Source organism: Streptomyces sp. NPDC005955, from assembly GCF_042871255.1.
Classification (GTDB): Bacteria; Actinomycetota; Actinomycetes; order Streptomycetales; family Streptomycetaceae; genus Streptomyces.
In genome coordinates this window covers 1-25,829 of sequence record NZ_JBIAIF010000006.1, presented here as the reverse complement: position 1 = coordinate 25,829, position 25,829 = coordinate 1, and the positions used below count along the sequence as shown (strand labels likewise).

General features: G+C 71.0%; 21 protein-coding genes and 1 riboswitch. Of the genes, 10 read left to right on the top strand and 11 right to left on the bottom strand.

The genetic code is table 11. The annotated features are described in order from the left end of the window. Window positions 1-14: 14 nt before the first annotated feature. The 4 genes from cydD to hisC all read right to left on the bottom strand — a co-directional run bounded on the left by cydD (window position 15) and on the right by hisC (window position 7,711). Complete coding sequence (gene cydD / locus ACFYOU_RS16470) at window positions 15-3,716, bottom strand: thiol reductant ABC exporter subunit CydD (RefSeq protein ID WP_391306360.1); 3,702 nt, start codon at window positions 3,714-3,716, stop codon at window positions 15-17. A 92-nt stretch (window positions 3,717-3,808) separates the two neighbouring features. Then, entirely contained in the window at window positions 3,809-4,813 is a 1,005-nt protein-coding gene (cydB, locus tag ACFYOU_RS16465; RefSeq protein ID WP_391306358.1) for a cytochrome d ubiquinol oxidase subunit II, read from the bottom strand. Between the two features lie 28 nt (window positions 4,814-4,841). After that, the gene (locus ACFYOU_RS16460) at window positions 4,842-6,350 is read right to left on the bottom strand and encodes a cytochrome ubiquinol oxidase subunit I (RefSeq protein WP_385485108.1); all 1,509 of its coding nucleotides are present in this window, start codon (window positions 6,348-6,350) and stop codon (window positions 4,842-4,844) included. A gap of 281 nt (window positions 6,351-6,631) precedes the next feature. Beyond that, on the bottom strand, window positions 6,632-7,711 hold the full coding sequence (hisC, locus tag ACFYOU_RS16455; RefSeq protein WP_391306356.1) for a histidinol-phosphate transaminase: 1,080 nt from the start codon (window positions 7,709-7,711) through the stop codon (window positions 6,632-6,634). 411 nt (window positions 7,712-8,122) lie between these two features. Between hisC and ACFYOU_RS16450 the strand changes: the two genes are divergently transcribed. From ACFYOU_RS16450 to ACFYOU_RS16440, 3 genes are all read left to right on the top strand, one after another. Beyond that, complete coding sequence (locus tag ACFYOU_RS16450) at window positions 8,123-9,244, top strand: LacI family DNA-binding transcriptional regulator (protein WP_385485112.1); 1,122 nt, start codon at window positions 8,123-8,125, stop codon at window positions 9,242-9,244. Between the two features lie 197 nt (window positions 9,245-9,441). Then, window positions 9,442-10,758, top strand: coding sequence for a metallophosphoesterase (locus ACFYOU_RS16445; protein ID WP_391306354.1), 1,317 nt, complete (start codon window positions 9,442-9,444; stop codon window positions 10,756-10,758). Window positions 10,759-10,938: 180 nt separating this feature from the next. Beyond that, on the top strand, window positions 10,939-11,772 hold the full coding sequence (locus ACFYOU_RS16440) for a hypothetical protein (protein ID WP_391306353.1): 834 nt from the start codon (window positions 10,939-10,941) through the stop codon (window positions 11,770-11,772). Between the two features lie 31 nt (window positions 11,773-11,803). Here the strand turns inward: ACFYOU_RS16440 and thiC are convergent, their stop codons facing one another. Continuing rightward, entirely contained in the window at window positions 11,804-13,663 is a 1,860-nt protein-coding gene (gene thiC / locus ACFYOU_RS16435; RefSeq protein WP_391306351.1) for a phosphomethylpyrimidine synthase ThiC, read from the bottom strand. Next, window positions 13,656-13,822: riboswitch (TPP riboswitch) on the bottom strand. It overlaps the preceding gene by 8 nt. A gap of 71 nt (window positions 13,823-13,893) precedes the next feature. Between thiC and ACFYOU_RS16430 the strand changes: the two genes are divergently transcribed. Beyond that, on the top strand, window positions 13,894-15,390 hold the full coding sequence (locus tag ACFYOU_RS16430) for a YibE/F family protein (protein WP_391306349.1): 1,497 nt from the start codon (window positions 13,894-13,896) through the stop codon (window positions 15,388-15,390). A 77-nt stretch (window positions 15,391-15,467) separates the two neighbouring features. On the opposite strand, the gene ACFYOU_RS16425 is transcribed toward ACFYOU_RS16430, so the two are convergent. The 4 genes from ACFYOU_RS16425 to ACFYOU_RS16410 form a co-directional block, all read right to left on the bottom strand. Continuing rightward, complete coding sequence (locus ACFYOU_RS16425) at window positions 15,468-15,905, bottom strand: SsgA family sporulation/cell division regulator (protein ID WP_387005593.1); 438 nt, start codon at window positions 15,903-15,905, stop codon at window positions 15,468-15,470. Window positions 15,906-16,004: 99 nt separating this feature from the next. Beyond that, the gene (locus ACFYOU_RS16420) at window positions 16,005-16,769 is read right to left on the bottom strand and encodes a helix-turn-helix domain-containing protein (protein WP_391306346.1); all 765 of its coding nucleotides are present in this window, start codon (window positions 16,767-16,769) and stop codon (window positions 16,005-16,007) included. 125 nt (window positions 16,770-16,894) lie between these two features. Next, window positions 16,895-17,107: a DUF5326 family protein gene (locus tag ACFYOU_RS16415; protein ID WP_389773237.1), complete on the bottom strand. Its 213-nt coding sequence runs from the start codon at window positions 17,105-17,107 to the stop codon at window positions 16,895-16,897. A gap of 263 nt (window positions 17,108-17,370) precedes the next feature. Next, window positions 17,371-17,688 carry a cupin domain-containing protein gene (locus tag ACFYOU_RS16410; RefSeq protein WP_385485126.1) on the bottom strand — a complete coding sequence of 106 codons (318 nt, stop codon included), beginning with the start codon at window positions 17,686-17,688 and terminating at the stop codon, window positions 17,371-17,373. 132 nt (window positions 17,689-17,820) lie between these two features. Between ACFYOU_RS16410 and ACFYOU_RS16405 the strand changes: the two genes are divergently transcribed. From ACFYOU_RS16405 to ACFYOU_RS16395, 3 genes are all read left to right on the top strand, one after another. After that, complete coding sequence (locus tag ACFYOU_RS16405) at window positions 17,821-18,198, top strand: phage holin family protein (RefSeq protein ID WP_385485127.1); 378 nt, start codon at window positions 17,821-17,823, stop codon at window positions 18,196-18,198. A 211-nt stretch (window positions 18,199-18,409) separates the two neighbouring features. Next, window positions 18,410-19,618, top strand: coding sequence for a cystathionine gamma-lyase (locus ACFYOU_RS16400; protein ID WP_391306345.1), 1,209 nt, complete (start codon window positions 18,410-18,412; stop codon window positions 19,616-19,618). A gap of 118 nt (window positions 19,619-19,736) precedes the next feature. Further along, entirely contained in the window at window positions 19,737-20,219 is a 483-nt protein-coding gene (locus ACFYOU_RS16395; RefSeq protein WP_389773246.1) for an NUDIX domain-containing protein, read from the top strand. A 48-nt stretch (window positions 20,220-20,267) separates the two neighbouring features. On the opposite strand, the gene ACFYOU_RS16390 is transcribed toward ACFYOU_RS16395, so the two are convergent. Further along, the gene (locus tag ACFYOU_RS16390; RefSeq protein WP_391306342.1) at window positions 20,268-21,758 is read right to left on the bottom strand and encodes a globin domain-containing protein; all 1,491 of its coding nucleotides are present in this window, start codon (window positions 21,756-21,758) and stop codon (window positions 20,268-20,270) included. A 485-nt stretch (window positions 21,759-22,243) separates the two neighbouring features. Between ACFYOU_RS16390 and ACFYOU_RS16385 the strand changes: the two genes are divergently transcribed. Genes ACFYOU_RS16385 through ACFYOU_RS16375 form a run of 3 tightly spaced genes read left to right on the top strand, consistent with a single transcriptional unit; the run spans window position 22,244 to window position 24,142 of the window. Beyond that, the gene (locus ACFYOU_RS16385; protein WP_391306340.1) at window positions 22,244-22,780 is read left to right on the top strand and encodes a DUF2269 domain-containing protein; all 537 of its coding nucleotides are present in this window, start codon (window positions 22,244-22,246) and stop codon (window positions 22,778-22,780) included. Between the two features lie 5 nt (window positions 22,781-22,785). Then, on the top strand, window positions 22,786-23,661 hold the full coding sequence (locus tag ACFYOU_RS16380; RefSeq protein ID WP_391306339.1) for a GNAT family N-acetyltransferase: 876 nt from the start codon (window positions 22,786-22,788) through the stop codon (window positions 23,659-23,661). Window positions 23,662-23,689: 28 nt separating this feature from the next. Continuing rightward, window positions 23,690-24,142: a GNAT family N-acetyltransferase gene (locus tag ACFYOU_RS16375; protein WP_391306337.1), complete on the top strand. Its 453-nt coding sequence runs from the start codon at window positions 23,690-23,692 to the stop codon at window positions 24,140-24,142. 103 nt (window positions 24,143-24,245) lie between these two features. On the opposite strand, the gene ACFYOU_RS16370 is transcribed toward ACFYOU_RS16375, so the two are convergent. After that, a complete protein-coding gene (locus tag ACFYOU_RS16370) occupies window positions 24,246-25,634 on the bottom strand; it encodes a serine hydrolase (RefSeq protein WP_391306335.1) in 1,389 nt (462 codons plus the stop codon). Between the last annotated feature and the right edge of the window lie 195 nt (window positions 25,635-25,829).

Genomic DNA, 25,829 nt, shown 5'->3' with positions numbered 1-25,829 from the left:
CCGGCCGCGCGGGCTCACACCCCCGCGGCCAGCAGGTCCACCGCGCGCTCGCGCTCCCTCATCCGGGCCAACGGTCCCTCCACGGCGACCAGTTCCCGGAAGGGGCCCCGCTGCACGACCCGGCCGGCGTCCAGCACGACCACCTCGTCCACCGCGTCCAACCCGGCCAGCCGATGGGTGATCAGCAGGGTCGTGCTCCCCGCGGTGGCCGCCAGGAGGTCCGAGGTCAGGGCGTCGGCCGTCGCCAGATCGAGGTGCTCGGCGGGCTCGTCCAGCACCAGGACCGGGAAGTCCGCGAGCAGCGCCCGGGCGAGGACGAGCCGCTGCCGCTGGCCGCCGGACAGCCGTGCGCCGTGTTCGCCCACGAGGGTGTCCAGACCGTTCGGCAGCGAGTCGACCCAGTCGAGCATGCGCACCCGGGCCAGTACCTCCCGCAGCCGGTCCTCTCCCGCTTCGCGGCGGGCCAGCAGCAGGTTCTCCCGTACCGAACTGTCGAAGAGGTGCGCGTCCTGCGCGCAGAGCCCCACGAACCGTCGCACGGTGTCCCCGTCCAGCGCACCCGCGTCCGCCCCGCCGAGGCTGTACGTCCCCGCCCCCGGCACCGGGTCCAGGAACCGTGCGAGCACCTGCGCGAGGGTCGTCTTGCCCGAGCCGGAGACCCCGACGACGGCGACCCGGCGGCCTTCGGTGAGCACCAGGTCGACCCCGTCGAGCGCCTCGTCCGACTGGCCCTCGTACCGGGCGCGCACCCCGTCCAGCCGCAAGGGGAAGGGGGAGTCGGGTGCGGCCACCGGCACGGCGGGTTCCCGTACCGGCACCGGCGCGTCCAGCACCTCGTGGACCCGCTCGGCGCTCTTGCGCACCCGCTGGCGGTACTGGACGGCCAGCGGCAGGCCCATGACCGCCTCGAAAGCGGCCAGCGGGGTGAGCACCACCACGGCCGTGGCGACCCCGCTCAGGCGTCCGTCGGCGACGCCCTGCACGGCGACCAAGGCGGTCGCGGTGACGGTGATCCCGGTGATCAGCGTGGTCAGTCCGTCTCCGAGCGCGGTCGCCTTCGCCGCGCGGGAGGCGATCCGGGTCAGTACCGAGTCGGCCTGCTTCGCCCGGTCGGTGCGCTCGCCCAGGGCGCCCGCGACGGTCAGTTCGGCGGTTCCGGTGAGCAGGTCGGCGACCCGGGTGGCGAGCGCACCGCGCGCCGGGGCGAGTCGTCGTTCGGCCCGCCTGGCGACGGCGCCCGACAGCAGGGGCACTCCCGCCCCCGCGGCGAGCAGCCCCACCGCGAGCACGGCGCCCGCCTCGGGCAGCATCCAGGCGGTGAAGCCAACGGCCCCCAGCGACACGACGAGGGCGGCGGCGGCCGGGAGCAGCCAGCGCAACCAGTAGTCCTGGAGCGCGTCCACGTCCGCGACGAGTCGGGAGAGCAGGTCACCGCGGCGGGTCTTGCGCAGCCCTGCCGGTGCCAGCCGTTCCAGGCGCCGGTAGACCGCCACCCGGGTGTCGGCCAGCATCCGCAACACCGCTTCGTGCGAGACGAGCCGTTCGGCGTAACGGAAGCAGGCCCGTCCGATGCCGAAGGTGCGGGTGGCGGTGACGGCGGTCATCAGGTAGAGCACGGGCGGTTGTTCGGAGGCGCGGGAGATCAGATAGCCGGACGTCGCCATCAGTCCGACGGCGCTGCCCAGGGCGAGGCTCCCGAAGAGCAGCGCGAGGGCGAGCCGTCCCCGTCGCGGCCCGGCCATGTTCCGTACCCGGGCGAGCACGGCCCCCGTACCCGACGCGCCGGCCGTCCTCCCGCGGTCGGCCCCGCGCTCCCGGGCGTCGACGCGTCCCGTCTCCCCGGGCGCCGCACCGCCCTGGGCCGGGACCAGCGGCTCCTGACGGTCGCGCGCCGGCTGGAACAGTTCGTCGCCGAAGGCGGTCCCGCCGTCGGTGAGATCGGCGAGCAGGTCCACTCCGGTGGGACGTTGCCGGGCCCCGTGATCGGCGGCGATGCCCGCGCCGGTGGACGAGGTGCCCGGCCCGACCTCATCCGACTGCGCACGGTGTGCGGGGGCGTCCTGCTCGGGCAGCGACAGCGTGACGACGCGGTCCGCCACGGCCAGCAGGGCGGGGCGGTGCACCACCAGCAGGACGGTGCGGCCCACCGACAGTCGTCGTACCGCGTCGACGATCCCGGCTTCGGTCTCCCCGTCCAGCGCGGCCGTCGGCTCGTCGAGGAGCAGGACGGGGCGGTCGGCGAGGAACGCCCGGGCCAGGGCGAGCCGTTGTCGCTGGCCGGCGGAGAGTCCCGCTCCGTCCTCGCCCAGCGGGGTGTCCACCCCGGCGGGCAGCGCGTCCACGAACTCCAGGGCCCCGGCGTCCCGCAGGGCGGCACGTAGCGCGGTGTCGTCCGCTTCGGGCCGGGCGAGGCGGACGTTCTCGGCGAGCGAGCCGGCGAACAGGTGGGGGCGCTGCGGCACCCAGGCGACCTGTCGGTGCCAGGAGTCCCGGTCGATGCCGGCGAGGTCGGCGCCCCCGACGAGCACCCGCCCGTCCCGGGGCCGTACGAAGCCGAGCGCGGCGGCGACCAGTGTCGACTTCCCGGCGCCGCTGGGCCCGACCAGGGCCACCGTCTCGCCGGGCGACACGGCGAAGGACACCCGGGACACGGCGTCCACCGAGCGCTCCGGATGGCGCACGGTCACCGCGTCGAAGCGGAGTTCCAGCCCTTCGGACGCCACGGGGACCGCACCGGTTCCGGCGGTGGGCACCTCGGTCTCCAGGACCTCGAAGACCTCCTCGGCGGCGGCCAGCCCTTCGGCGGCGGCATGGTACTGCGCCCCCACTTGGCGTACCGGTAGATACGCCTCGGGCGCCAGGATCAGGATGACCAGACCGGTGTAGAGGTCGAGGCCCCCGTGTACCAGGCGCATGCCGATGGTGACGGCGACCAGGGCGACGGACAGGGTGGCGAGCAGTTCCAGGGCGAACGAGGACAGGAACGCGATCCGTAGGGTCCGCATGGTCGCGAGGCGGTAGTCGCCGGTGATCGTGCGGATCGACTCGGCCTGGGCCTTGGCCCGGCCGAACACCTTGAGGGTGGGCAGCCCGGCGACGACGTCGAGGAAGTGCCCGGACAACCGGGACAGCATCCGCCACTGGCGGTCCATGCGCGCCTGGGTCGCCCAGCCGATGAGGATCATGAAGATCGGGATGAGCGGCAGGGTGCCCGCGATGATGGCGGCCGAGACCCAGTCCTCGGTGACGATCCGGACCAGTACCGCGACCGGAACGACGACCGCGAGACCCAACTGCGGCAGATAGCGGGAGAAGTAGTCGTCCAGGGCGTCGATGCCCCGGGTGGCGAGGGCGACCAGCGAGCCCGTGCGCTGTCCGCTCAGCCAACCCGGCCCCAGGGCGCCCGCCCGCTCCAACAGACGCCCGCGCAGTTCCGACTTCACCGCCGCACTGGCCCGGTGGGCGGCGAGTTCGGTGAGCCAGGAGACGGCGGAGCGGCCCGCGGTCACGGCCAGCAACAGGAGCAGGGGAGTGGAGAGTTCCTTCACGGACAGCCCGTGTTGGAAGGCGCCGACCACGGCCTCCGCGATCAACATGGCCTGAGCGATGACCAGCCCCGCCCCGATCAGGCCCAGGACCACCACGGCGACGAGGAAGCCTCGGGTGGCGCGGGTGTATCGGAGCAGTCGCGGGTCGATCGGTTTCACGTGAAACACACCCTCGGGGTCGGTTCAGGGGTGTTTCACGTGAAACACACCCGGGGAAGCGCGGTGGGGCGGGACGCGGGTGTGGGTCCCGCCCCGGGACATCAGTGCACGGGGTCCGCGATGTGCTGCGTACCGATCCGCTTGCGGAACACCCAGTACGTCCAGCCCTGGTAGAGGAGCACCACCGGGGTCGCGATCCCCGCACACCAGGTCATGATCTTCAGGGTGTAGGGCGTCGACGAGGCATTGGTGACCGTGAGGTTCCAGGCCGGGTCGAGCGAGGAGGGCATGACGTTCGGGAAGAGCGTCAGGAAGAGCATCGACACGGCGGCGATGATCGTGACGCCGGAGAAGGCGAACGACCATCCCTCCCGTCCGGCCAGGTTGGCCCCGAGGGCGGCGACCAGCGCGGCGACGGCCACGATCATGGCGACCAGGCTGCCGCCGTCCCCCTTGTCGATCTGGGTCCAGATCAGGAACCCCAGGGCGAGCACCGCCGTCAACAGACCGACCTGGGTGGCCAGCCTGCGGGCCCGGATCCGGATGTCGCCCACGGTCTTCAGCGCGACGAACACGGCTCCGTGGAAGGTGAACAGGGTCAGGGTGACCAGACCGCCCAGCAGCGCGTAACCGTTGAGCAGGTCGAGGACATTGCCCACGTACTCCTTGTTCTGGTCGATCTTCACCCCCCGGACGATGTTGGCGAAGGCGACTCCCCAGAGGAACGCGGGGAGCAGGGAGCACCAGAAGATCGCGTTCTCCCAGTTGCGCTGCCAGTTCTCCTCGGGTCGCTTGGCGCGGTACTCGAAGGCGACTCCGCGCACGATCAGACACACGAGGATCAGCAGCAGGGGGAGGTAGAACCCGGAGAAGAGGGTGGCGTACCACTCGGGGAAGGCGGCGAAGGTGGCGCCGCCCGCACTGAGCAGCCACACCTCGTTGCCGTCCCAGACCGGGCCGATCGTATTGATCAGGACCCGCTTCTCGGGTCGGTTGCGGGCGAGCAGCTTGGTCAGGACACCGACACCGAAGTCGAAGCCCTCCAGGAAGAAGTAGCCGATCCACAGGACCGCGATGAGGACGAACCAGACATCGTGGAGTTGCACGATTCAGCTCCTTTCCGTGAGTAGGCCGTCAGTAGGAGAAGGCCATCGGCCGGTCGGGGTCGCGGTCATTGCCGCCGATCTTGGTCGGCGGATTGAGGTCGGCCTCGGTCAGTTCGGGCGGGCCGGCCTTGATGTACTTGGCGAGCAGCTTGACCTCGATGACGGCGAGGACGGCGTACAGCAGGGTGAAGACGACCATCGAGGTGATGACCTCGCCCTGGCTGACACCGGGGGAGACCGCGTCGCGGGTCTGGAGCACGCCGTACACCACCCAGGGCTGACGGCCCATCTCGGTGAAGATCCAGCCCCAGGAGTTGGCGATCAGCGGGAAGGCCAGGGTCCAGGCGGCCAGCAGCCAGTACCCACGGGCCCACTTCGCATGGAGCGCCTTGTTCCGGAAGAGCACGAGGTTCGGCATCTCGTCCTCGCCGACCCTCATGTGCGGGGGCAGCAGGAACTTCTTCCGGGTCAGCCACAGTCCGAGCAGACCGATGCCGAAGGAGGCCATGCCGAAGCCGATCATCCAGCGGAACGACCAGAAGGCGACCGGGATGTTGGGCCGGTAGTCGCCGGGTCCGTACTTCTGCTGCTCGGCGGCGTTGACGTCGTTGATGCCGGGCACGAAGTGGTCGAAGTCGTCCTCGGCGAGGAAGGACAGTATCCCGGGGATCTCGATGGCGACGGTGTTGTGGCCCTTGTCCACGTCCCCGTAGGCGAAGAGGGAGAAGGGTGCCGCCTTCTGACCGTCCCAGAGGGCTTCGGCCGCGGCCATCTTCATCGGCTGCTGGTCGAACATCACCTTGGCGAGCCGGTCACCGCTCAGCGCGGTCAGCATTCCGGCGATGGCGACCGTGACCAGCCCGAGCCGCAGCGAGACCTTCATCACGGGGATGTGCTTCTTGCGGACCAGGTGGATCGCGGACACGCCGACCATGAACGCGCCACCGGTGAGGAAGGCCGCCGTCAGGGTGTGGGCGACCTGGGTGAGGGTGGTGTTCTGGCTCAGGACCGCCCAGAAGTCGGTGAGCTCGGCCCGCCCGGCGACCTCGTTGATCCGGTAGCCGACCGGGTGCTGCATCCAGGAGTTCGCAGCGAGGATGAAGTACGCGGACAGGATGGTGCCGATCGCCACCATCCAGATGGTCGCGAGGTGCAGCTTCTTCGGCAGCTTGTCCCAGCCGAAGATCCACAGCCCGATGAACGTCGACTCGAAGAAGAAGGCGATGAGCGCCTCGAACGCGAGCGGCGCCCCGAAGATGTCACCGACGAAGCGGGAGTAGTCAGACCAGTTCATCCCGAACTGGAACTCCTGCACGATGCCGGTCACGACACCCATGGCAATGTTGATCAGAAAGAGCTTGCCCCAGAACTTGGTCGCCCGGAGGTACTTCTCCTTCCCCGTACGCACCCACGCCGTCTGCAGTCCGGCGGTCAGGGCCGCCAGGGAGATCGTCAGAGGGACGAACAGAAAGTGGTAGACGGTTGTGATGCCGAACTGCCATCGCGACAGGGTTTCCGGCGCTAGAGCGAGGTCCACGTCTCCTTCTCCTTACGTGCCGTGTTCACAGCGGCAGTTTTGCCCCTTTGATCTCCGGCATAACGGGACCATTCAGGCGCGCTTGTGAACGCGTTCACATTCACAAGCATTATGTCCTACCCCTCTCCGCCCCTCGCACCCGGGGGCCCCCTTACTGGAGGGAATGACCACCAGGCACCCCATTGAACCCAGGGGCAAACAGCAGAAGTCCCCCGGAACCGAAGGTCTCGGTGCCCGGGGGCCTTCCATGCCAGGAGCCTCGTACGGCTACATGGCGGTGATCACAGCTCCTTGCGGAACGCCTCGGCGGCGTGCAGGAACAGGTCGTTCGCCTCGGTCTCGCCGACGGAGACCCGCACGCCCTCCCCCGCGAACGGCCTGACGACCACCCCTGCGCGCTCACATGCCGCGGCGAAGTCACCCGTACGGTCCCCGAGCCGCAACCAGACGAAGTTCGCCTGGGACTCCGGCACCGTCCACCCCTGCTCGCCCAACGCGGCCTGCACCCGGGTCCGCTCGGCCACCAGCGAACCCACCCGACCCAGCAACTCGTCCTCCGCGCGCAGCGAGGCCACCGCGGCGTCCTGCGCGAGCTGGCTCACCCCGAAGGGGACCGCCGTCTTCCGCAGGGCCGCCGCGACCGGCTCGTGGGCCACCGCGAACCCGACCCGCAGGCCCGCCAGTCCGTACGCCTTGGAGAAGGTCCGCAGCACGCACACATTGGGGCGGTCCCGGTAGAGCTGGACGCCGTCCGGGACCTGAGGGTCGCGGATGAACTCCCGGTACGCCTCGTCCAGCACCACCAGCACGTCGTCGGGCACCCGGTCGAGGAAACGCTCCAGCTCGGCCCGCCGCACCACCGTCCCCGTGGGGTTGTTGGGGTTGCAGACGAAGACCAGCCGGGTCCGCTCGGTGATCGCCGCGGCCATCGCGTCCAGGTCGTGCACCTCCCCCGGGGTCAGCGGCACCCGCACCGAGGTCGCCCCGCTGATCTGCGTGATGATCGGGTACGCCTCGAAGGACCGCCAGGCGTAGATCACCTCGTCGCCCGGCCCCGCCGTCGCCTGGAGCAGCTGCTGGGCGACCCCGACCGAACCGGTGCCGGTCGCCAGGTGGCCCACCGGGACGTCGAACCGGTCGGCCAACTCGGCCATGAGCTCCGTGCACGCCATGTCCGGGTACCGGTTGAACGTTCCGGCCGCCGCGACCACCCGCTCCATCACGCCCGGGAGCGGGGGGTACGGGTTCTCGTTCGACGACAGCTTGTAGGCCACCGGGCCGCCGGCCGCCGCGGGCTTGCCGGGCGTGTAGGCGGGGACCCCCGCCAGCTCGGCCCGAAGCCTGGGACTCTGCACGCTCACCACGCAACTCCTCGCGACTCGACCAGCACCGTAATGCTTCACACCCTAAGAGGATTCCCGCCCCAGACAACCCCCGCGGAACCCGACGGCGGGGGAGTCACCCGCCGTCGGACCGGGAACGCGCCCGCTCCTCCACCCCGATCCGCACGGAGACGGCGCGCGCCGAAGAAGCTCGCGCCCCTGGCTTGCGCCGTGGCGCGCATCCCTCGTCAAGGTGAGTTGAGACCTCTTCGAGACATGACTCCCCGCCGAGGCCCAGCCCCCTCTACGGTCCTGGATTCCCTGGCTGATCCCTCAACATCCTTACGTTTAAACCCTTTTAGCCCCTCAATGCCATGCAGAAACGTGCCTGTCAACGTGTGGATCCCCGTCCGCCCCACCCCACCGTCTGAGCCCTACTATCGGCACGCCATGACAGCAGCAGGGAAGCACCAGGTGAGCCGGGCGGACACCCCCCGCCGAGGCGGCCGGCCGGGCCGAGCGGGCATCAGAGACGTGGCCGCCGCCGCCGGTGTCTCCATCACGACCGTCTCGGACGCGCTCAACGGCAAGGGCCGGTTACCCGACGCGACCCGGCGCCACGTCCGCGAGGTCGCCGACCGTCTCGGCTACCGCCCTTCGGCCGCCGCCCGAACCCTCCGTACCGGCAAGTCCGGCCTCATCGGGCTGACCGTGACCACCTACGGGGATGAACCTTTCACCTTCACCGAGTTCGCCTACTTCGCCGAGATGGCGAGGGCCGCCACCTCCGCCGCACTGGCCAGGGGGTACGCCCTCGTCATCCTTCCGGCGACCTCCCGCCGCAGTCCCGTCGACGTGTGGTCGAACGTCGCGCTCGACGGCACCGTGGTGATCGATCCCTCCGACAAGGACCCGGTCGTGACCGAACTGGTCCGCCAGGGCCTGCCCGTCGTCTCGGACGGACGACCCGCCGGTTCGCTCCCGGTCACCGCCTGGGTGGACAACGACCACGAGGCCGCCGTGCTCGGCATCCTCGACCACCTGGCGGAAGCCGGCGCGCGCCGCATCGGGCTCCTCACCGGCACCACCACCGACACCTACACCCACCTGTCGACGACGGCGTACCTGCACTGGTGCGAGCGCGTGGGGCAGGACCCCGTCTACGAGGCGTATCCGGCGCACGACCCCTGCGCGGGTGCCGTGGCCGCCGACCGTCTGCTGGCTCGGCCCGACCGTCCCGATGCGGTCTACGGCCTCTTCGACCCCAACGGGACGGACCTGCTGGCCGCCGCCCGCAGGTACGGACTGCGCGTACCGGACGACCTGCTCCTCGTCTGCTGTAGCGAATCGACCGTCTACGCCACCACGGAACCGCCGATCACCACGCTCTCGCTCAAACCGCGGCGGATCGGCACGGCCGTCGTCCAACTCCTCATCGACGCGATCGAGGGAGTCGAGTCCGACCATCCGATGGAGCAGGTCATACCCACGGAACTGATCGTCCGCACCTCCTCCGAACGGCGTCATCCGCGCACCACCGTCAGCCCTCCCCGCTCGCCGCGCACCGGCTAGCCGAGGGTGAACGGACATCCGGTCGCCGCCCAATTCGGGAGAAAAGCGCGGTGAACCGGGCCGCTGTTCCGATTCACCACCCCTGGGTCATCACACAGCGCGATCCGCATTCCTATGATGGGCGGACGACACCGCGGGCCGCTGCGACCAGGCAGTCCGATCCGGTGCAGTTGCGGCGCGAGGTGGTGGAGGGGTCGATGACTCAGGGGGCAGGTCAGGGACCCGTCGTGCGAACGCCGACGGTACGTGACTTCCGGGTGCCGGCCTATGTACACGAGGCCGGTCCCGTCCATCCCGACCGGCCCGATCCACGGCCCGATCCACGGGTCGGTCCGCACCCGGGCAGCGCCGGTCCGCACCCGGGCACCACGGCGGACCCGGGCGCCGCTCCGGCGCGCCCGCCGCAGCCCACCACGCCTCCGGACGGCGCGCCGTACCGGCCCGCGAGCGCCCCCGCCCACCCCGAACCCGGCCCTCACCGGGCGCCCGGTGAGCACCCGGCGCCCGGTGACCGGCACGCGCCGGTCGCCGCCCACCCCGCCGCGCCCGGCGGCACCCCGCCCTACGACGGCGGCGAGGAACCCGAGGGCTACACCCCGACCCAACGCGACCTCCCGGTGATCAAACGGGGCGACACCCTCCCGGCACCGGAAGGGTCCCCCGCTCCGGCCCCCGCGCCCCCCGCCCCGGACGGCCCCGGCCCGCTGTACGTGGTGGGCGACGTGCACGGCTACCTGGACGAACTGGTCGCCGCGCTGCACGAGCAGGGCCTGATCGACACCGAAGGCAACTGGTCCGCGGGCACCACCCGGCTCTGGTTCCTCGGCGACTTCACCGACCGCGGGCCCGACGGCATCGGCGTGATCGACCTGGTCATGAAGCTGTCCGCCGAGGCCGCCGCAGCCGGGGGCTACTGCAAGGCCCTCATGGGCAACCACGAACTGCTCCTCATCGGCGCCCGCCGCTTCGGCGACACGCCGGTCAACTCCGGTGCGGGCACCGCCACCTTCCAGGCGGCCTGGCTGCTCAACGGCGGCCAGAAGGCCGATATGGACCGCCTCCAGGACCACCACCTCCAGTGGATGTCCCGGCTCGACGCCATGGTGGAGGAGGACGGCCACCTGCTCCTGCACTCGGACACCACCGCCTACCTCGACTACGGCGACTCCATCGAGGCCGTGAACGACACGGTGCGGGAGACCCTGACGCGCAACGACGCCGACGAGTGTTGGGACCTGTTCCGGAAGTTCACCAAGCGCTTCGCCTTCCGCGACGAAGCCGGACCGCAAGCCGCCCGGGAACTCCTCTCCGCCTACGGCGGCTCCCGCGTCGTACACGGCCACAGCCCCATCCCCTACCTGCTCGGAGAGGTCGGCTCCGAGGACGACGACGACAGCCGCGGCCCGGTGGTGCACGGACCGCACGTCTACGCCGACGGACTCGCGATCGCCATGGACGGCGGCGTGACCATGGCCGGAAAGCTGCTGGTCCAGCAACTCCCCCTGCACGACTGAACGTTCCGCGGGCGATCGCGGAAACGGAGGATCCTGCGGCACCGGGGCACCATTTTCGGAAATCCCCTGTCACCGTGCGCCGTGCCGGCCCTACCATGGCCCATCCGTAGCAGGCTCCCCTCCGTTTCTGCCCGACGGCTCTCAACCATGTGAGCCACACGCCCTACGGAGCATCGGGGGATGCAGATGAACAGCGTTCCGCGGCAGTTGTCGAGCGAGGACCGCACCGAGTACGAGCGGATCCTCGACGAGGCGCTGCGCACCACCGCGCACCATCCCGAACTGGCACCCGTCAGCCACCGGTTGAACACCGAACAGCTGCGCAGCAGGGCCGTCGAAGCCCGGGCCCTGATCACGGCCGCGGCCACCGCCGAGTACGACGCCTACGTCACGGTCCGCGCCGAAGCACGTGCCACCACCCCGCGCACCACGGCCGACGGCGCACCCGAGCCCACGGGCGCCGGTGTCCTCGCCGTCCTCGCGGTGCTCGCACCGGTGCTCGCCGGGGCCGCCGCAGTGATCTTCCTGCTCGTCGGCTACGCCCTGCGGGCGTTCAGCCCCGGGCTGGCGATCGGCCGGACCCTACTCGCCACGGGCTGGGTCTTCGGCGCGATCACCGCCGCCGCGATCCTCGTCGCCGCGGCCGGACTGCTGTTCGCCGCACTGCGCAACAACGCGACGGCGCTGCGGGCCGCCCCGCGGCGCGAGATCGACGAACGGGTCGAACTGGCCCGCGCGGCCTGGCGCGACGCCCTGCTGGAGCACGGCATCGTGCCCTTCCTCCGCAGCGCCCTGGCGAACGCCCCAAACCCCGACGCCGGGGCTGCCGGGACCGGCGGGACGTACGGCCCGGCCCCGGCGGGTGCCGGCACCTCCGGTCGGATGCCGCACCTCGGCTACCACCGGCCGGGGTTCAGCAGCCCCGACCGGGGCTCGGAGGGGCCGCGCCCCAGCTATTCGAGCCCGGACTTCAGCAGCCCGGACTTCGGCGGGCCCGAACACCCGCCGGAGTGACCCGGTCCGCACGTCGGCCCGGACGCGCCCGTCACGCCAACGGGAGGTAGACCCGGTTGCCCGAGGCCGCGAACTCCTTGGACTTCTGGAGCATCCCCTCGGCGACCTCCTGAGCGGAGGCGTCCTCGGCGGCGTCGCCGCCGAACCGCTCGTTGATGCTCTGGCTGATCTTCATCGAGCAGAACTTCGGCCCGCACATGGAACAGAAGTGCGCCGTCTTCGCGGGTTCCGCGGGCAGGGTCTCGTCGTGGAAGGACCGTGCCGTGTCGGGGTCGAGGGCCAGGTTGAACTGGTCCTCCCAGCGGAACTCGAAGCGGGCGTCGGAGAGCGCGTCGTCCCACTCCTGGGCACCGGGATGCCCCTTGGCCAGGTCCGCGGCATGGGCGGCGATCTTGTACGTGATGACCCCGGTCTTCACGTCGTCACGGTTGGGCAGGCCCAGGTGCTCCTTGGGCGTGACGTAGCAGAGCATCGCGGTGCCCCACCAGGCGATCATGGCGGCGCCGATCCCGGAGGTGATGTGGTCGTAGGCGGGCGCGATGTCGGTGGTCAGGGGGCCCAGGGTGTAGAACGGGGCCTCCTCGCAGATCTCCTGCTGGAGGTCGATGTTCTCCTTGATCTTGTGCATCGGCACGTGTCCGGGGCCCTCGATCATGGTCTGGACGTCGAAGCCCTTGGCGATCCGGTTCAGTTCGCCGAGGGTGCGCAACTCCGCGAACTGCGCCTCGTCGTTGGCGTCCGCGATGGAACCGGGGCGCAGCCCGTCGCCCAGGGAGTACGTGACGTCGTAGGCGGCGAGGATCTCGCACAGTTCCTCGAAGTTCTCGTACAGGAAGGACTCCTTGTGGTGCGCCAGGCACCACGCGGCCATGATCGACCCGCCGCGCGACACGATGCCGGTCTTGCGGCGCGCCGTGAGCGGTACGTACGGCAGCCGGACGCCCGCGTGGACGGTCATGTAGTCCACGCCCTGCTCGGCCTGCTCGATGACCGTGTCCTTGTAGATCTCCCAGGTCAGTTCCTCCGCCCGGCCGTCCACCTTCTCCAACGCCTGGTAGAGCGGCACCGTTCCGATCGGCACGGGGGAGTTGCGCAGCACCCACTCCCGGGTGGTGTGGATGTTGCGGCCGGTGGACAGGTCCATGACGGTGTCGGCGCCCCAGCGGGTGGCCCAGGTCATCTTGTCCACCTCCTCCTCGATGGACGAGGTGACGGCGGAGTTGCCGATGTTGGCGTTGACCTTCACCAGGAACCGCTTGCCGATGATCATCGGCTCGATCTCCGGGTGGTTGACGTTCGCGGGCAGCACCGCCCGGCCGGCGGCGATCTCGGCCCGTACGACCTCGGGTTCGACGTTCTCGCGGAGCGCCACGAACTCCATCTCGGGCGTGACCTCGCCGCGGCGCGCGTAGGCGAGCTGGGTGACGTGCTTCCCGTCGCGGCCCCGTCGGGGCTGGCGGGGCCGTCCCGGGAACACCGCGTCGAGGTTGCGCAGCCCTCCGCGCGGCGAGGTGTGCTTGAGCCCGTCGTCCTCGGGGCGGACGGGGCGGCCCGCGTACTCCTCGGTGTCGCCGCGCGCGACGATCCAGTTCTCCCGCAGCGGCGGCAGCCCGCGGCGGACGTCGGTGTCGGCGTGCGGATCGGTGTACGGGCCGGAGGTGTCGTACAGGGTGACCGACCCGCCGTTGGTGAGGTGGACCTGACGGACCGGCACGCGCAGATCGGGGCGGGGGCCCTCGACGTACGCCTTGTGCCAGCCGGCGGTCGGCCCGGGGTCCGCGGTGTCCGTGGGCTCCGCAGTGTCCGTGGGCTCCGCAGTGTCCGCAGTGTCCGTGGGATCGGTGGGGTCGGTCGCGGTCACGGCAGGCGTGCGTGCGTCCTTGATGGTCATGAGACCTACTCCCTACGCCGGCATTACCCGGTAACAGGTTCAGCGGTCGACGCAGCGGTTCTCCGCCGGAGCACCCGTCCGCGTGAAGCGTCGAGCAGGTCCGGGTACGGAGGTCAGCGCCCTCTCAGCCCGGTGCTCCGAGCTCCCGCGTGTGCAAAGGTGCCCCCACGCTAGCGTCATGTCTGGCGTGCTGAACAGTGGGCCCCGCCCGTTCTTGCGATGATCGGGCGGTGACCACCTCGCCGCAGCCTCCCGTCCCGCCCGCCGGACAGCCCTGGCCGCCGTCCCCCGCGACGGCCCCGGAGTCGACCGCCCACGGCTACGGCCACGGTCCGGACGGCCACGGCGGCCAGGGGAGAGGCGGGGGAGGCCACGGGGGCCACGGGGGCCACGGGGGCCACGGGGGCCACGGGGGCCACGGGGGCCACGGGCATTCTCACTCGCACGGTCCGGCGGCGCCCGTCTCGGCCCGCTTGCGCCGGATCATCGCCGCGGTGCTGATCCCCTTCGCCACGGCCGTCGTCGTGGGGCTGGTCGTCCTGTGGCCGGGCGGCGCCCCCACCCACGAGCGCACGGGCGTCGGCTTCGACCGGCAGACCGAGCAGGCGACGGTCACCCGGGTCGACCGGGTCGACTGCAAGTCCGTCAACGCGGGCGCCGTCCCGCCGACCGGGGACACCTCGACCGCCGAGGGCAGTCAGGCGCAGCAGCGGGCGACCGGCGACTGCGGCAAGGCCACCGTCGAGGTCACCACGGGTCCGCACACGGGTCGGACGTTCACCGAGATCGTGCAGCCCGATGCCTCGCGGAAGCTGGAGCAGGGGCAGAAGGTGATCGTCGCCTACGCCCCCGACGCGCCGCGGGACCTCCAGTACTCGGTCGCGGACACCAACCGTCGGCTTCCGATGGTGCTGTTGGCCGGACTGTTCGCGCTCGCCGTGGTGCTCGTCGGCCGGCTGCGCGGGCTGATGGCCCTGGTGGCCCTCGCGGTGAGCTTCCTGATCCTGACGTTCTTCATCCTGCCCGCGATCCTCCAGGGCTCGAATCCGCTGGTCGTCGCGGTGGTCGGGGCGAGCGCGATCATGCTGATCGCCTTGTACATGTGCCACGGGCTGTCCGCCCGCACCTCGGTGGCCGTGCTCGGCACGCTGGTGTCCCTGCTGCTGATCGGGGTGTTGGGTTCCCTGTTCATCGGCTGGGCCTCGCTCACCGGGGACACCGACGACAACACCGGACTGATCCACGGGCTGTACCCGGGGATCGACATGAGCGGTCTGCTGCTGGCCGGGGTGATCATCGGTTCGCTCGGCGTGCTGGACGACGTGACCGTCACCCAGACCTCGGCGGTCTGGGAGTTGCACCAGGCCGATCCGACGATGAGTCGCCGCGCGCTGTACCGCGCGGGCATCCGCATCGGGCGGGACCACATCGCCTCGGTGGTCAACACCCTGGTCCTGGCCTATGCGGGCGCGGCGCTGCCGTTGCTGCTGCTGTTCTCGATCGCGCAGAGTTCCGTGGGCACGGTGGCCAACAGCGAGTTGGTCGCCGAGGAGATCGTCCGGACCCTGGTCGGGTCGATCGGCCTGGTGGCGTCCGTGCCGGTCACGACGGCGTTGGCCACGCTGGTGGTGGCCGCGGACCGCCCGGGAACGGGCGCCGCTCCCGCGCGTACCGTCCCGTCGCCCGGGGGCCGGGGCCGCCGTCGCAAGGCGCGTACGGGCGGCTGAACCGCCCCGGACGGGTGCGGGTGCTCACCGGGGGACGCCCTTTCGGGGGATGGTTCGGCCACCGCATTGACGGGACGTCAACCCGCGCTCTGTTCCTCCGCCAGGATGCGGTCGAGCGCCTGGTCCAACAGGGAGTCGAATCCGGCCATCGCCCGTTCCTGGCCCAACGGAACGATCTTGTCGGTGCGGTCGAGGAAGGCGATCAGCGGCGCCACCCCCGCGCGGAAGACGGCCTGCTCGGCACCCACCTGAAGCGTGATCAACACATCGCTGAGGATCTCCGGATCGTCCGGGGCGATGTGCACGTCCCCGTCCCCGCAGGGCTCGGCGACCCCGTCGACCAGCAGTTCACGACCGAACGTCCAGCTCACGGGCGCATCGCCGGGGAGGTGGAAGGTCAGCCGCACGGCATAGGGATCGGCACTGTCGTAACGCAACTCCACGGGAATGCGGAAGGTGAGTTCCTCGGACACGAGAAAGCTCATCATGACTTCTGCCTGTACCGACTCGCGCATTGGCTACCCCGTCGTGTGGCGTCGACTGGCCAGGAATCAGCCCCCTGACACTCATGGCATCTTGCTTAAAGTACACGACAGATCACAAGGAGTGAGTTTTCAGATGCTGATAGAGAAGCCGAGTGTCCCTAGTAGCTTTCCGACCTCGCGCTCCAATCGCGCCAACGTCGGCAGCAGTCGGTCCTCCTGGTGCGCGGGCAGCGAGAAGCCGATGGCCATGGCCGTGCTGCCGGCCATGAGGGGCATGGCCGCGCAGACCGTCCCGAGCGCGTACTCCTGGTGCTCCAGCACCGGTTGCATGCGGTCGACGGCCGCGAGCCGCCGCAGGAAGGTCTCCTCGTCCCGCACGGAGTACGGGGTCACGTACCGGACGGGGTGCCGGTGCAGATGGTCGCGGCGGGCCTTCTCACCGAGCTGCGACAGCAGGCACTGACCCAGCGCGTGGGCGTGCCCGGTCTCGCGGAAGTCCACCCACTCCTCGATCGCGGGATGCGCGGGGCTGTCGGCCACCGCGGCGAGTTCGATCTCGCCGTCGCGGTACACCCCGAAGTACACGGGCACCCCGAGGACGTCGCGGCAGTGCGCGAGCGCGTCGTGGATCCTGCCCCGACGGTTCTGCTGGGCCGCGGCGCCGGCCAGCCCCTCGGTCGCCTCGGCGAGCAGGTACACCCCGCGCTCACGACGCACGTAGCCCTCGTGGACCAGGGTGCGCAGCAGGTGGTACGCGGTGGGGAGCGCCACCCGCGACTCGCGCGCCAGCTGCTTGGCGGGCGCGCCCCCGCGGTGCGAGGCGGCGGCCTCCAGCAGGCGCAGCGCGCGCTGTACGGAGCCGATCAGGGTCGGAACGGGATCATCCGGGGCCAAGGCTCACTCCCGTGGCGAGTGGGTGTCCGCTTCGACTCTAGTCGTCCGATACGGACTATTTCCATACCCCGGACAATCTTCCCCCGGGAGGGGGACCCGGCCCCGACCCCCACCGCTCTGACGTACTACCAGTCACTCCGCGACGAGGACGACGACGTGAACTTGCGCACCACGTAGACGAGGCCGGCGACCAGCACCACGAACACGAGCACCTTGAAGAGCAGCTCCACCAGGAAGGAGAGCACCCCGACGACCAGCCCGCCGAACACGAACAGCGCGATGACCGGCACCGCGACCCACTTCACCCACCACGGCAAGCCCGAGAAGATCTCCCGCACGGTTCCTTCCTTCCGCTCGGCGCCGCCGTCGTCCGACGTCGGCGCACCCTTCGCGTACCCCGGCCCGACCCCGCCCCGCGGCGCCCCGGCCCCGTTCCCGGGCCGTGGGGCGCGAGTGGTGCGAGTCTTCGATCCGTGTCTTCGATGCTAGGGCGCCGCGCGGTCGGACGGGCGCCCGCGGCCCCTTGTCCTCCCCTGACCGCACCCTGAGGGAACCCCGAGGCCGGAACTCGGCCTTCCGGCGGGGAACCGGACGGGCCTCCTCAGCCCTCCGGAGGAGAGAACACCACGAGCACCCGCAGGTCCTCGGTGATGTGGTGGAACTTGTGCGCGACTCCGGCCGGGACGTACACGACGCTGCCCCGGGCCACGGTCGTCGTCTCCATGCCCACGGTGATCGACGCCCGTCCGCTCACCACGAAGTACACCTCGTCCTGGCCGTGCGGCTGCTGCGGATCGGATGCCCCCGCATCCAGCGCGTAGAGGCCGACCGACATGTTCCGCTCCCGCAGGAACTGTAGGTACGCGCCGTCGTTGGCGGCCCGCTCGATCTCCAGCTCGTCCAGCCGGAATGCCTTCATCAGCCCTTGCCCATCTCGGTCAGCACCCATCCGTGCACGTGTTCCCCGCCCACCGGGGTCCATCGTGGTCCCGGCGAACGGACACCGTCCGCCCGGGTCACCCGGTTGGACGCGTCTGTCACGATCAGACACATGATGAATTTCCTAGTCAAGACGCTCGCGAACGCCGGCGCCCTGGCCGTGGCGATCTGGCTGCTCGACAAGATCACCCTCACCGGGGACGGCACGGGTGCCAAGGCGCTCACCCTGGTCGTCGTCGCGCTGATCTTCGGCGTGGTCAACATCGTCGTCAAGCCGGTCGTCAATATCCTCACCATCCCGTTGTTCATCCTGACGCTGGGCCTGATCACCCTCGTCGTGAACGCCCTGATGCTGCTGCTGACCTCGTGGGTCGCCGACAAGCTCGACGTCGGCTTCCACGTCGAGGGCTTCTGGACCGCGGTCCTGGGCGCCCTGATCATCTCCGTCGTCTCCTGGGCTCTGAACGTCGCGCTGCCCGACGGGGACTGATCCGCAGGGTGCCGGGTCCGCACCGGGTCGCGCCCCGCCCGGGCGACCCCGCCCCGGCCGCCGCTCCGGACGTGACCGACCCTGGTGACGGAGACCCCGCCGGGTCCGCAGCACGCGCCCGGTGGGCATCCGGGCGGCGGGCACCGGTCCGCACGCCCCGGCACGGGCGGTGCCACGCGGGGGACGCCCGGGAAGACGGAAGGTCGAGGCGATGACGGCGGACGGTACGCAGAGCGGTCCGGCGGGGAGCGGTCCGGCGGGGACCCCGCTGCCGGGTCCCGTCGGGGACGGCACCCGGGCGGTACGGGCCGGGCTGCCCGAACCCGTGAAGCACGAGCCCGCGCTGCCCGGCCCGGTGTTCGCCGCGCACTTCCACCTCCCCGGGGAGGCAACGGGGCCCTACCGGTACGCGCGGGACGAGAACCCCACCTGGACGCTGTTGGAACGGGCCCTCGGTGAGCTGGAGGCCCCGGACGGGACGACGGGCGGCACGGACGGGCCCCGGTCGGTCGAAACGCTGGTCTTCGCCTCCGGGATGGCGGCGATCTCGGCCGTGCTCTTCTCCCAGCTCCGCGCGGGCGACACCGTGGTCCTCCCCGCCGACGGCTACCAGGTCCTCCCCCTGGTCGGAGAACAGCTCACCGCGTACGGGATCGAGGTCCGTACCGCACCCACCGCCGGGGACGCCCAACTCGACGTCCTGGACGGAGCCCGGCTGCTCTGGGTCGAGACCCCGTCCAACCCCGGGCTCGACGTCTGCGACCTGCGCCGCCTCATCGACGCCGCCCGGGCGCGGGGCACCCTGGTCGCCGTCGACAACACGCTGGCGACCCCGCTGGGGCAACGTCCGCTGGAGCTCGGCGCCGACTTCTCGGTGGCCAGCGCGACCAAACAGCTCACCGGGCACGGCGATCTGCTCCTCGGGTACGTCAGCTGCCGCGACGCCGCGACCGCCGAGGCCGTACGCCGCTGGCGCAAGATCGTCGGCGCGATTCCGGGTCCCATGGAGGCATGGCTCGCGCACCGTTCCCTGGCCACGCTCCAGGTCCGGGTCGACCGCCAGAACGCCAATGCGCTCGCCGTCGCCGAAGCGCTGCGCGAACGGCCGGACGTGTCCGGACTGCGCTATCCGGGACTCCCCGACGACCCCGCGCACCCCGTCGCCGTGCGCCAGATGCAGCGCTTCGGCTGCGTGGTGTCCTTCACCCTGTCGTCCCGGGACCGTGCGGAACGGTTCCTGGACGCACTGACCCTGGTCGATGACGCCACGAGCTTCGGCGGGGTCCGCTCCACCGCGGAACGGCGCCGCCGCTGGGGCGGCGATCCCGTACCGGAGGGGTTCATCCGGCTCTCGGCCGGCATCGAGGACGCGGCTGACCTGGTCCGGGACGTTCTCCAGGCACTCGACCGAGCGCTCTGAACCGGCGCGGACGGGCGGGCGGCCCGAAGGGGCGGAGCCAAGTGGAGCGGAACGGATTCCGGCCCGCCTGTCCGGAGGGCGATGTTTCACGTGGAACCAACCGGGCCACATTTCTCCCATGACGGTCCGTCCCGTGGTCAAACGCACCGCCCGCGCCATCCTCCTGGACGGCGACGAACTGATCCTCATCAAGCGGACCAAGCCCGGCGTCGATCCGTACTGGGTCACCCCGGGCGGTGGCGTGGAACCCGACGACGCCACGGTCATCGAGGCCCTGCACCGCGAGGTGTACGAGGAGCTCGGCGCGAAGATCACCGATGTCGTGCCCTGTTTCGTGGACACCGTCGAGCACATAGGCGAGGACGGCGGCGCGACGGGGGTGAAGGTCCAGCACTTCTTCGTCTGCCGGATGGCGTCCATGAACGTGTCCCTGCGCCACGGCCCGGAAGTCGACGAGCCCAGTGGCGAGTACGAGATCGTCCGGGTGCCGTTCACCCGGGTCGGCATCGCCTCGGTCCATCTGGTGCCGCTGTCCCTCCGCCACTACCTCGACGGGAACATCGAAGGCGTACGCGCCATGCACGCACCCGATCTGGGCTGAGGGTGCTCCCTGGACTGAGGGGCCCCTCCGCACCCCGCAGTCGCCCGCTCAGGTGCCGGCCGCCACCAGGCCCTCCACGTAGTCGTGACGGATGCGGTTGACGGACACTCCGCTCGACCGGAGCGCCTGCACCCCGCTGCGGATCATCCCCGGCGGCCCGGACAGATAGGCGTCGTACTCGTACCAGGGCCCGAACTCCCGCACCGCGTCCGGCAGCTGCACCCGTGCCTGTGCGTCGATCACCGGCCGGACCGAGAGCCAGGGATGGGCCTGCTGGAGCCGGAGCATCGTGTCGATGTCGTACAGGTCGTGATCGGTGCGGGCGCCGTAGAACACCTCGACCGACCGACGGTCCCCGTGCTCGGCGACGTCCTCCACCAGGGCCTTGATCGGGGCGATCCCGGTCCCACCGCCGAGGCAGAGCAGACCGCTGCTCGTGGTGTGGTCGACCGTCATCGAGCCCGAGGCCGGACCGAGCCTCAGCACGTCCCCGGGACGGGCGTGACGCACCAGCGCCTGGGAGACCCAACCGGCCGGAACGGCCTTCACATGGAAGGAGAGCAGCCCGTCCGACCGGGGCGCGGAAGCGAACGAATAGTGTCGCCAGACCCGCGGCCACCACGGTGTCTCCAGGCTTGCGTACTGCCCCGCCAGAAAGGCGTACGGCTGGTCAGGGCGGACGGTGAGCACCGCGATGTCGGGGGTCCGCAGTTCGTGCGAGACCACCTCCGCGTGCCAGGAGGCGGGCGCGCGCACCTCGTCCTCGGCCGCCGCATCGATCATGATCTGCGAGATCGTCGTGTAGGTCCTGACCCAGGCCGCCTCGCACTCCGCGTCCCACGAGCCCGTCGCATAGCGGGAGAGCGCACCCAACAACGCCTCGCCCACCGCCGGATAGTGCTCGGCCCGCGTCCCGTACTTGCGGTGGCCGCGCCCTAGGTTCTTCAGGTACTCCCCCAGGACCACGGGGTCGTCGATGTGGTCCGCGGCGAACAGCAGCGCCTTGAGCAGCCTGTCCCGCTGGAGGTCCATCGCCGCGGGGAACAGCGCCCGCAGATCCGGATGCCGAACGAACAACAGCGCGTAGAAGTACGAGGTGACCTTGTCACCGATGGGCTCGATCTCCTCCAGGGTGCGGCGCACCCGCAGGGCGTCGGGGGACGGTGTCGATCCGTCAGCCCCCCGCGCGCTGCCGGGACGGACCCCGGCGCTCGTATGGTCGACGACGGCCACCTGACCGTTCCCGCCCCGCTGCTGCTGCGCGTCTTCCGCCGTCGGCAGTATTCGCACGTCCTCCGGGGTGCTCGGGCCCTCCGGTGCGAGCGCCTGCGGAACCGACACCGGTCCCGCGCCCGCCGTCCGGCCCACCGGACGGACCTCGGCGGTGCGCGCGCGCTCCGCCGAGGGGTCCGTCGTGGGGTTCGCCTCCCCGCCCGCAGGCTCCGGAGCGGTCCCGGTGGTGAACCAACCACCGTTCCCCTCGGCCTCGTCGGCGGTGTCGGTGGTGCCCTTGGCCGACGTGGTGGTCGGAGCGTCCATTCTCTGCCTCGCCTCAAGCATCTTTCGGTCGATCCGCTTGCTTCCCTGATCGGAAGCCGCTGATTCCCCCGCATTGCGCCCATCGGTCCATGCAGCGCCCATTGAACCGCGAATCCCTTCTAGCGGGGACAAGATGGACAAAGATGTGACATTGCCCGCAGTCGTTACAAAGTAGCTTCCCACCAGAGTCCCCGGTCCGGGGCACAAAGCACGAAGTGCGATACGCCGATCTCCCCCTCCAGCTACGCTGCCCCGTCACACGGTTCTCATGGCCCAACGCGCTGCGATCTGACGATCACTTACCGGAGCCGACCCTACCCATGAGGGATCCGTACAAGCACTCGACCCACCAGGCACCACACCCCCCGACGCCTCGGTGAACCGCTCAACACCCCTACGGGGGCCCGCCCTACGCCGAGCCGCGTAGCCGAAGCTACTCCCACCGTCAGACGACGACCGTCCGACATCCCGGCACGGTGTTTCACGTGAAACTAAGCCGTCGCGCCCGTCGGGCCACCCTCGTGACCCACATCGCCTTCTCCGCCGGCTGGCTGGGGCTCTCCCTGGCGCTCCTGGCACTGGCCGTCACCGCAGCGACCACCCGTCAACCGGACACCGTGGCGAGCTCCTACCGGTCCATAAGCGTCTTCACGGACTGGCTGATCCTGCCGCTCTCCCTCACCACCCTCGCCACCGGCCTGGTGCTTTCGCTGGGCACTCCCTGGGGGCTGCTGCGCCACCGCTGGGTACTCGCCAAGTTCTGCCTCACGCTGGCCGCCACCACCGCGTCGGCCTTCGCCTTCCGTCCCGAGGTCAGCGCCGCCGCAGCCCGGGTGACGTCAGGTCAGCCGGTCGAGAGCACGATCGACCTCGTCCTTCCACCAGCCGTCTCGCTCACCACGTACGTCTTCATCACGGCCGTCTCGGTCCTCAAACCCTGGGGACTCACCCGCCGTGGCCGAAACATCCGGGCGAGTGCTCGCAAAGCGGTGGACGCCAAGGGGGTCCGTCAGACAGCCTGACCAGCGTGTCGACACCTTCACTCTCCCTCTCCGTACTCCCCGTCCGCCGGCTGACCCCGCGGGACACCACCCTCTGCGCCGACCTGTCCCACGACCGTGGTTGGCCACGGGAAGAGCACAAATGGGGCCTCCTCCTCGCCGCGGGCACCGCGTACGGCATGGACGCACCCGACGGCAACGGGCTCCTCAGCACCTGCGTGGTGACGTCGTACGGCCCTCCCGGCAACCCCGACCTCCAGGCGGTCGGCATGGTCCTGGTCGCCGCCCGCTACGCCCGCCGCGGTGTGGGGCGACACCTGATGCGCCACGTCCTCACGGAGGCCGGTTCGACACCTCTCACCCTGCACGCGACCGCGAACGGCCGCCCCCTGTACGAAGACCTGGGGTTCGAGACGGTCGGTGGCGTGGAATCCCTCCAGGGCACCTTCAGCCCCGGGGGCCCCGAACCGCGCATCGCCACCCGCCCGGCCACCGCCGAGGACCTGCCCGCGATCCTGCATCTGGACGGCGCGGTCTTCGGGTCCGACCGCACGCACGTGATCACCCGGCTGCCGGCCTTCGCGGACCGGCTCCGGGTGGCCGAGGAGCGCGGCCGGCTCATCGGCTACGGCGGGATCTGGCCGAACACCGGAGCCGAGATGGTCGGCCCGTTGATCGCCCGCGACACCGAGACGGCTGTGGCACTCATCGCCTCGCTCGCCGCGGGGGCCACCCGACCGGTGCGCGTCGACGTCGACGCCCGCCACGAAGGCGTGCTGTCCTGGCTCCGGGACCGCGGCCTCACCCCGTCCTTCCACAACGACGTGATGACCTACGGCACCAAGGAACTGCCGGGCGACTGGACCCGCCGGTTCGCCCCGCTGACGGTGGCCGCGGGCTGACGCCAGTGCGGGGCCTAGGGTGTTCGGCATGGAAGACCTCGACATACGGCCGGCGACGGACGAAGACATCCAGGCCATCGTGGACCTGCTCGCCGACGACCCGCTCGGCGCCCGGCGGGAGTCGCCGGACGACCTCACCCCCTACCGTGCGGCCTTCCGGCGGCTCGCCGACGACCCCCACCAGCACCTCGTCGTCGCCGCCCGACGGGACCGGGTGGTCGGCACGCTGCAACTGACCGTCATCCCCGGTCTGTCGCGCAAGGGTTCCGTCCGGTCGGTCATCGAGGGCGTCCGGGTCCACGCCGACGAGCGCGGTAGCGGTCTGGGCAGCCGGCTCATCGAGTGGGCCGTGGAGGAATCCCGGCGCCAGGGCTGTCAGTTGGTGCAGCTCACGTCCGACGCCACCCGCACCGATGCCCACCGCTTCTACGAGCGTCTGGGGTTCACGCCGTCCCACATCGGGTTCAAGCTGGCGCTCTGAGCACCGGTACCGGTCCGGACCGGCGGCGGTGTCGCCAGCCGCGCCCGCATCTACCGGCGGGCCGGACGTCCACGCGTCCCGGCCCGCCCCGCGGTGTCGCCCCCTACTGGGCGCCGCCCCGCCACCCCTCGGGGTGCACTCCACCGGGAACGGGGGCGCCCTGTTCGTACGGCTCCCGGGTGAAGACGAACGAACCCAGGTCGAGATGGCTCACCGAACCGTCCGGACGGCGCCCGACCCGCAGCGTCTCCCCCGCGTAGTACCCCTCAAGACCCAGCCAGGTGCCGTCCGGGCAGGCGCGGAACCGGGAACCCCGTCCCCAGGCGTTCAGCGGCCCCAGGACCACCCCACCGTCACCGGTGAGCTGGAGCACGTGCGGCGCGGCGCCCCAGTACCAGGGCCCGGTGAGGTCCAGGGCCGCCCGGTCCACCTCGGGCAACGGCCGCCACGGCTGCGGGATGCGGGGCTCGGCCTCCGCCACGATGCGCACGAGATCGGCAGCGACCCCCACCACCGGGGGACCCGAGGTGCAGTTGGCCAGCACCACGGCCGTCACGTCGTCCTCGGCGCTGAAGAACAGCGCGGCCAGGAACCCGGGCAGCGAACCCGAGTGACCCACCAGCGTGCGCCCGCCCACCCGCAGCACCTGGGTCCCGAGTCCGTACGAGATCCCCGACGCCAGGTCCGCGGTGGCCGGGGGAGCGGCCGGAGTGCCCAGCTCCCGTACCGATCGGGCGCTCAGCACCCGCTCGTCACCCCGGGCGAGGAACACGCCGAACCGGACCAGATCCGCCGTCGTGGACCACAACTGCCCCGCCGGAGCCATCAGTCCCAGTTCCTCCACGGGTTCGGGCAGCAGCACATCGGCCCACGGGTGCACGGCCCAGGCGTCGGCGTGCGGGGCCTGCGGCCGGGCCCCCGTTCGACGTAGACCCAGCGGCTCCAGCACCTCCCGGCGCAGCACCTCCTCCCACGGGGCGTCCCGCAGCTTCTCCACGACGGCGCCCAGCAGGGTGTATCCGGGGTTCGAGTAGTGGTGGACCCTCCCCTTCGGGTGGCGGAACGGCCGCTCGCCCAGGACGTCCGCCAGCTCCGGCCGCAACGTTCCGGGGGTCCGCTCCCACCAGGGTTCCGGGGTCTCCGCGGCGAGCCCGCCGGTGTGCGCCAGCAGTTCGGCGAGCGTGACCTCGCCGGCCGCGGTCCCCGGAAGGTGCTTCTCCAGGGGGTCACCGAGGTCCAGCAGCCCTTCGTCCCTCAACCGCAGCACCAGGACCGCGGTGAACGTCTTGGTGATCGACCCGATCCGGTACTGGGTGTCCAGGGCGGACCAGGATCCGCCCGCCGAGGTCCGCGCCCCGCTCCAGACGGTCTCCCCGCCCCGCCCGACCGCGGCGACCACCGAGGGCGCCCGTCCTTCGGACTGGGCCACGGCGAGTCGGTGCAGCAACGCGCGGCGGGTGGCGGGGAGGAGTTCTTCAGTGGAAGTTGTCATTGCCCCAGTCCATCGACAACACCGGGCCTAGTCGAGCTCATTTCCCCGAGCCGCCCGTGGCGATCCGTGCGGGGGTGTGCGGCGGGGTCGTTCGGGTGCGTGTGGGGGGTGTTCGGTGGGGGTTACTTGGGGTCGTTGTTGTACTTGGCGGTGGCCCAGAGGTAGCCGAGGGTGGTGAGGGCGAGGGACCAGGTG

What these genes read in the sequence shown, in the direction of transcription:
- ACFYOU_RS16440 (WP_391306353.1), top strand. Translation starts at nt 10,939, where the DNA reads ATGCAGATGAACAGCGTTCCGCGGCAGTTGTCGAGCGAGGACCGCACC.
- ACFYOU_RS16400 (WP_391306345.1), top strand. Translation starts at nt 18,410, where the DNA reads ATGACGGCGGACGGTACGCAGAGCGGTCCGGCGGGGAGCGGTCCGGCG.
- ACFYOU_RS16410 (WP_385485126.1), bottom strand. Translation starts at nt 17,688, where the DNA reads ATGAAGGCATTCCGGCTGGACGAGCTGGAGATCGAGCGGGCCGCCAAC.
- ACFYOU_RS16445 (WP_391306354.1), top strand. Translation starts at nt 9,442, where the DNA reads ATGACTCAGGGGGCAGGTCAGGGACCCGTCGTGCGAACGCCGACGGTA.
- ACFYOU_RS16405 (WP_385485127.1), top strand. Translation starts at nt 17,821, where the DNA reads ATGATGAATTTCCTAGTCAAGACGCTCGCGAACGCCGGCGCCCTGGCC.
- ACFYOU_RS16425 (WP_387005593.1), bottom strand. Translation starts at nt 15,905, where the DNA reads ATGCGCGAGTCGGTACAGGCAGAAGTCATGATGAGCTTTCTCGTGTCC.
- ACFYOU_RS16390 (WP_391306342.1), bottom strand. Translation starts at nt 21,758, where the DNA reads ATGGACGCTCCGACCACCACGTCGGCCAAGGGCACCACCGACACCGCC.
- ACFYOU_RS16395 (WP_389773246.1), top strand. Translation starts at nt 19,737, where the DNA reads ATGACGGTCCGTCCCGTGGTCAAACGCACCGCCCGCGCCATCCTCCTG.
- ACFYOU_RS16450 (WP_385485112.1), top strand. Translation starts at nt 8,123, where the DNA reads ATGACAGCAGCAGGGAAGCACCAGGTGAGCCGGGCGGACACCCCCCGC.
- thiC (WP_391306351.1), bottom strand. Translation starts at nt 13,663, where the DNA reads ATGACCATCAAGGACGCACGCACGCCTGCCGTGACCGCGACCGACCCC.
- ACFYOU_RS16370 (WP_391306335.1), bottom strand. Translation starts at nt 25,634, where the DNA reads ATGACAACTTCCACTGAAGAACTCCTCCCCGCCACCCGCCGCGCGTTG.
- ACFYOU_RS16375 (WP_391306337.1), top strand. Translation starts at nt 23,690, where the DNA reads ATGGAAGACCTCGACATACGGCCGGCGACGGACGAAGACATCCAGGCC.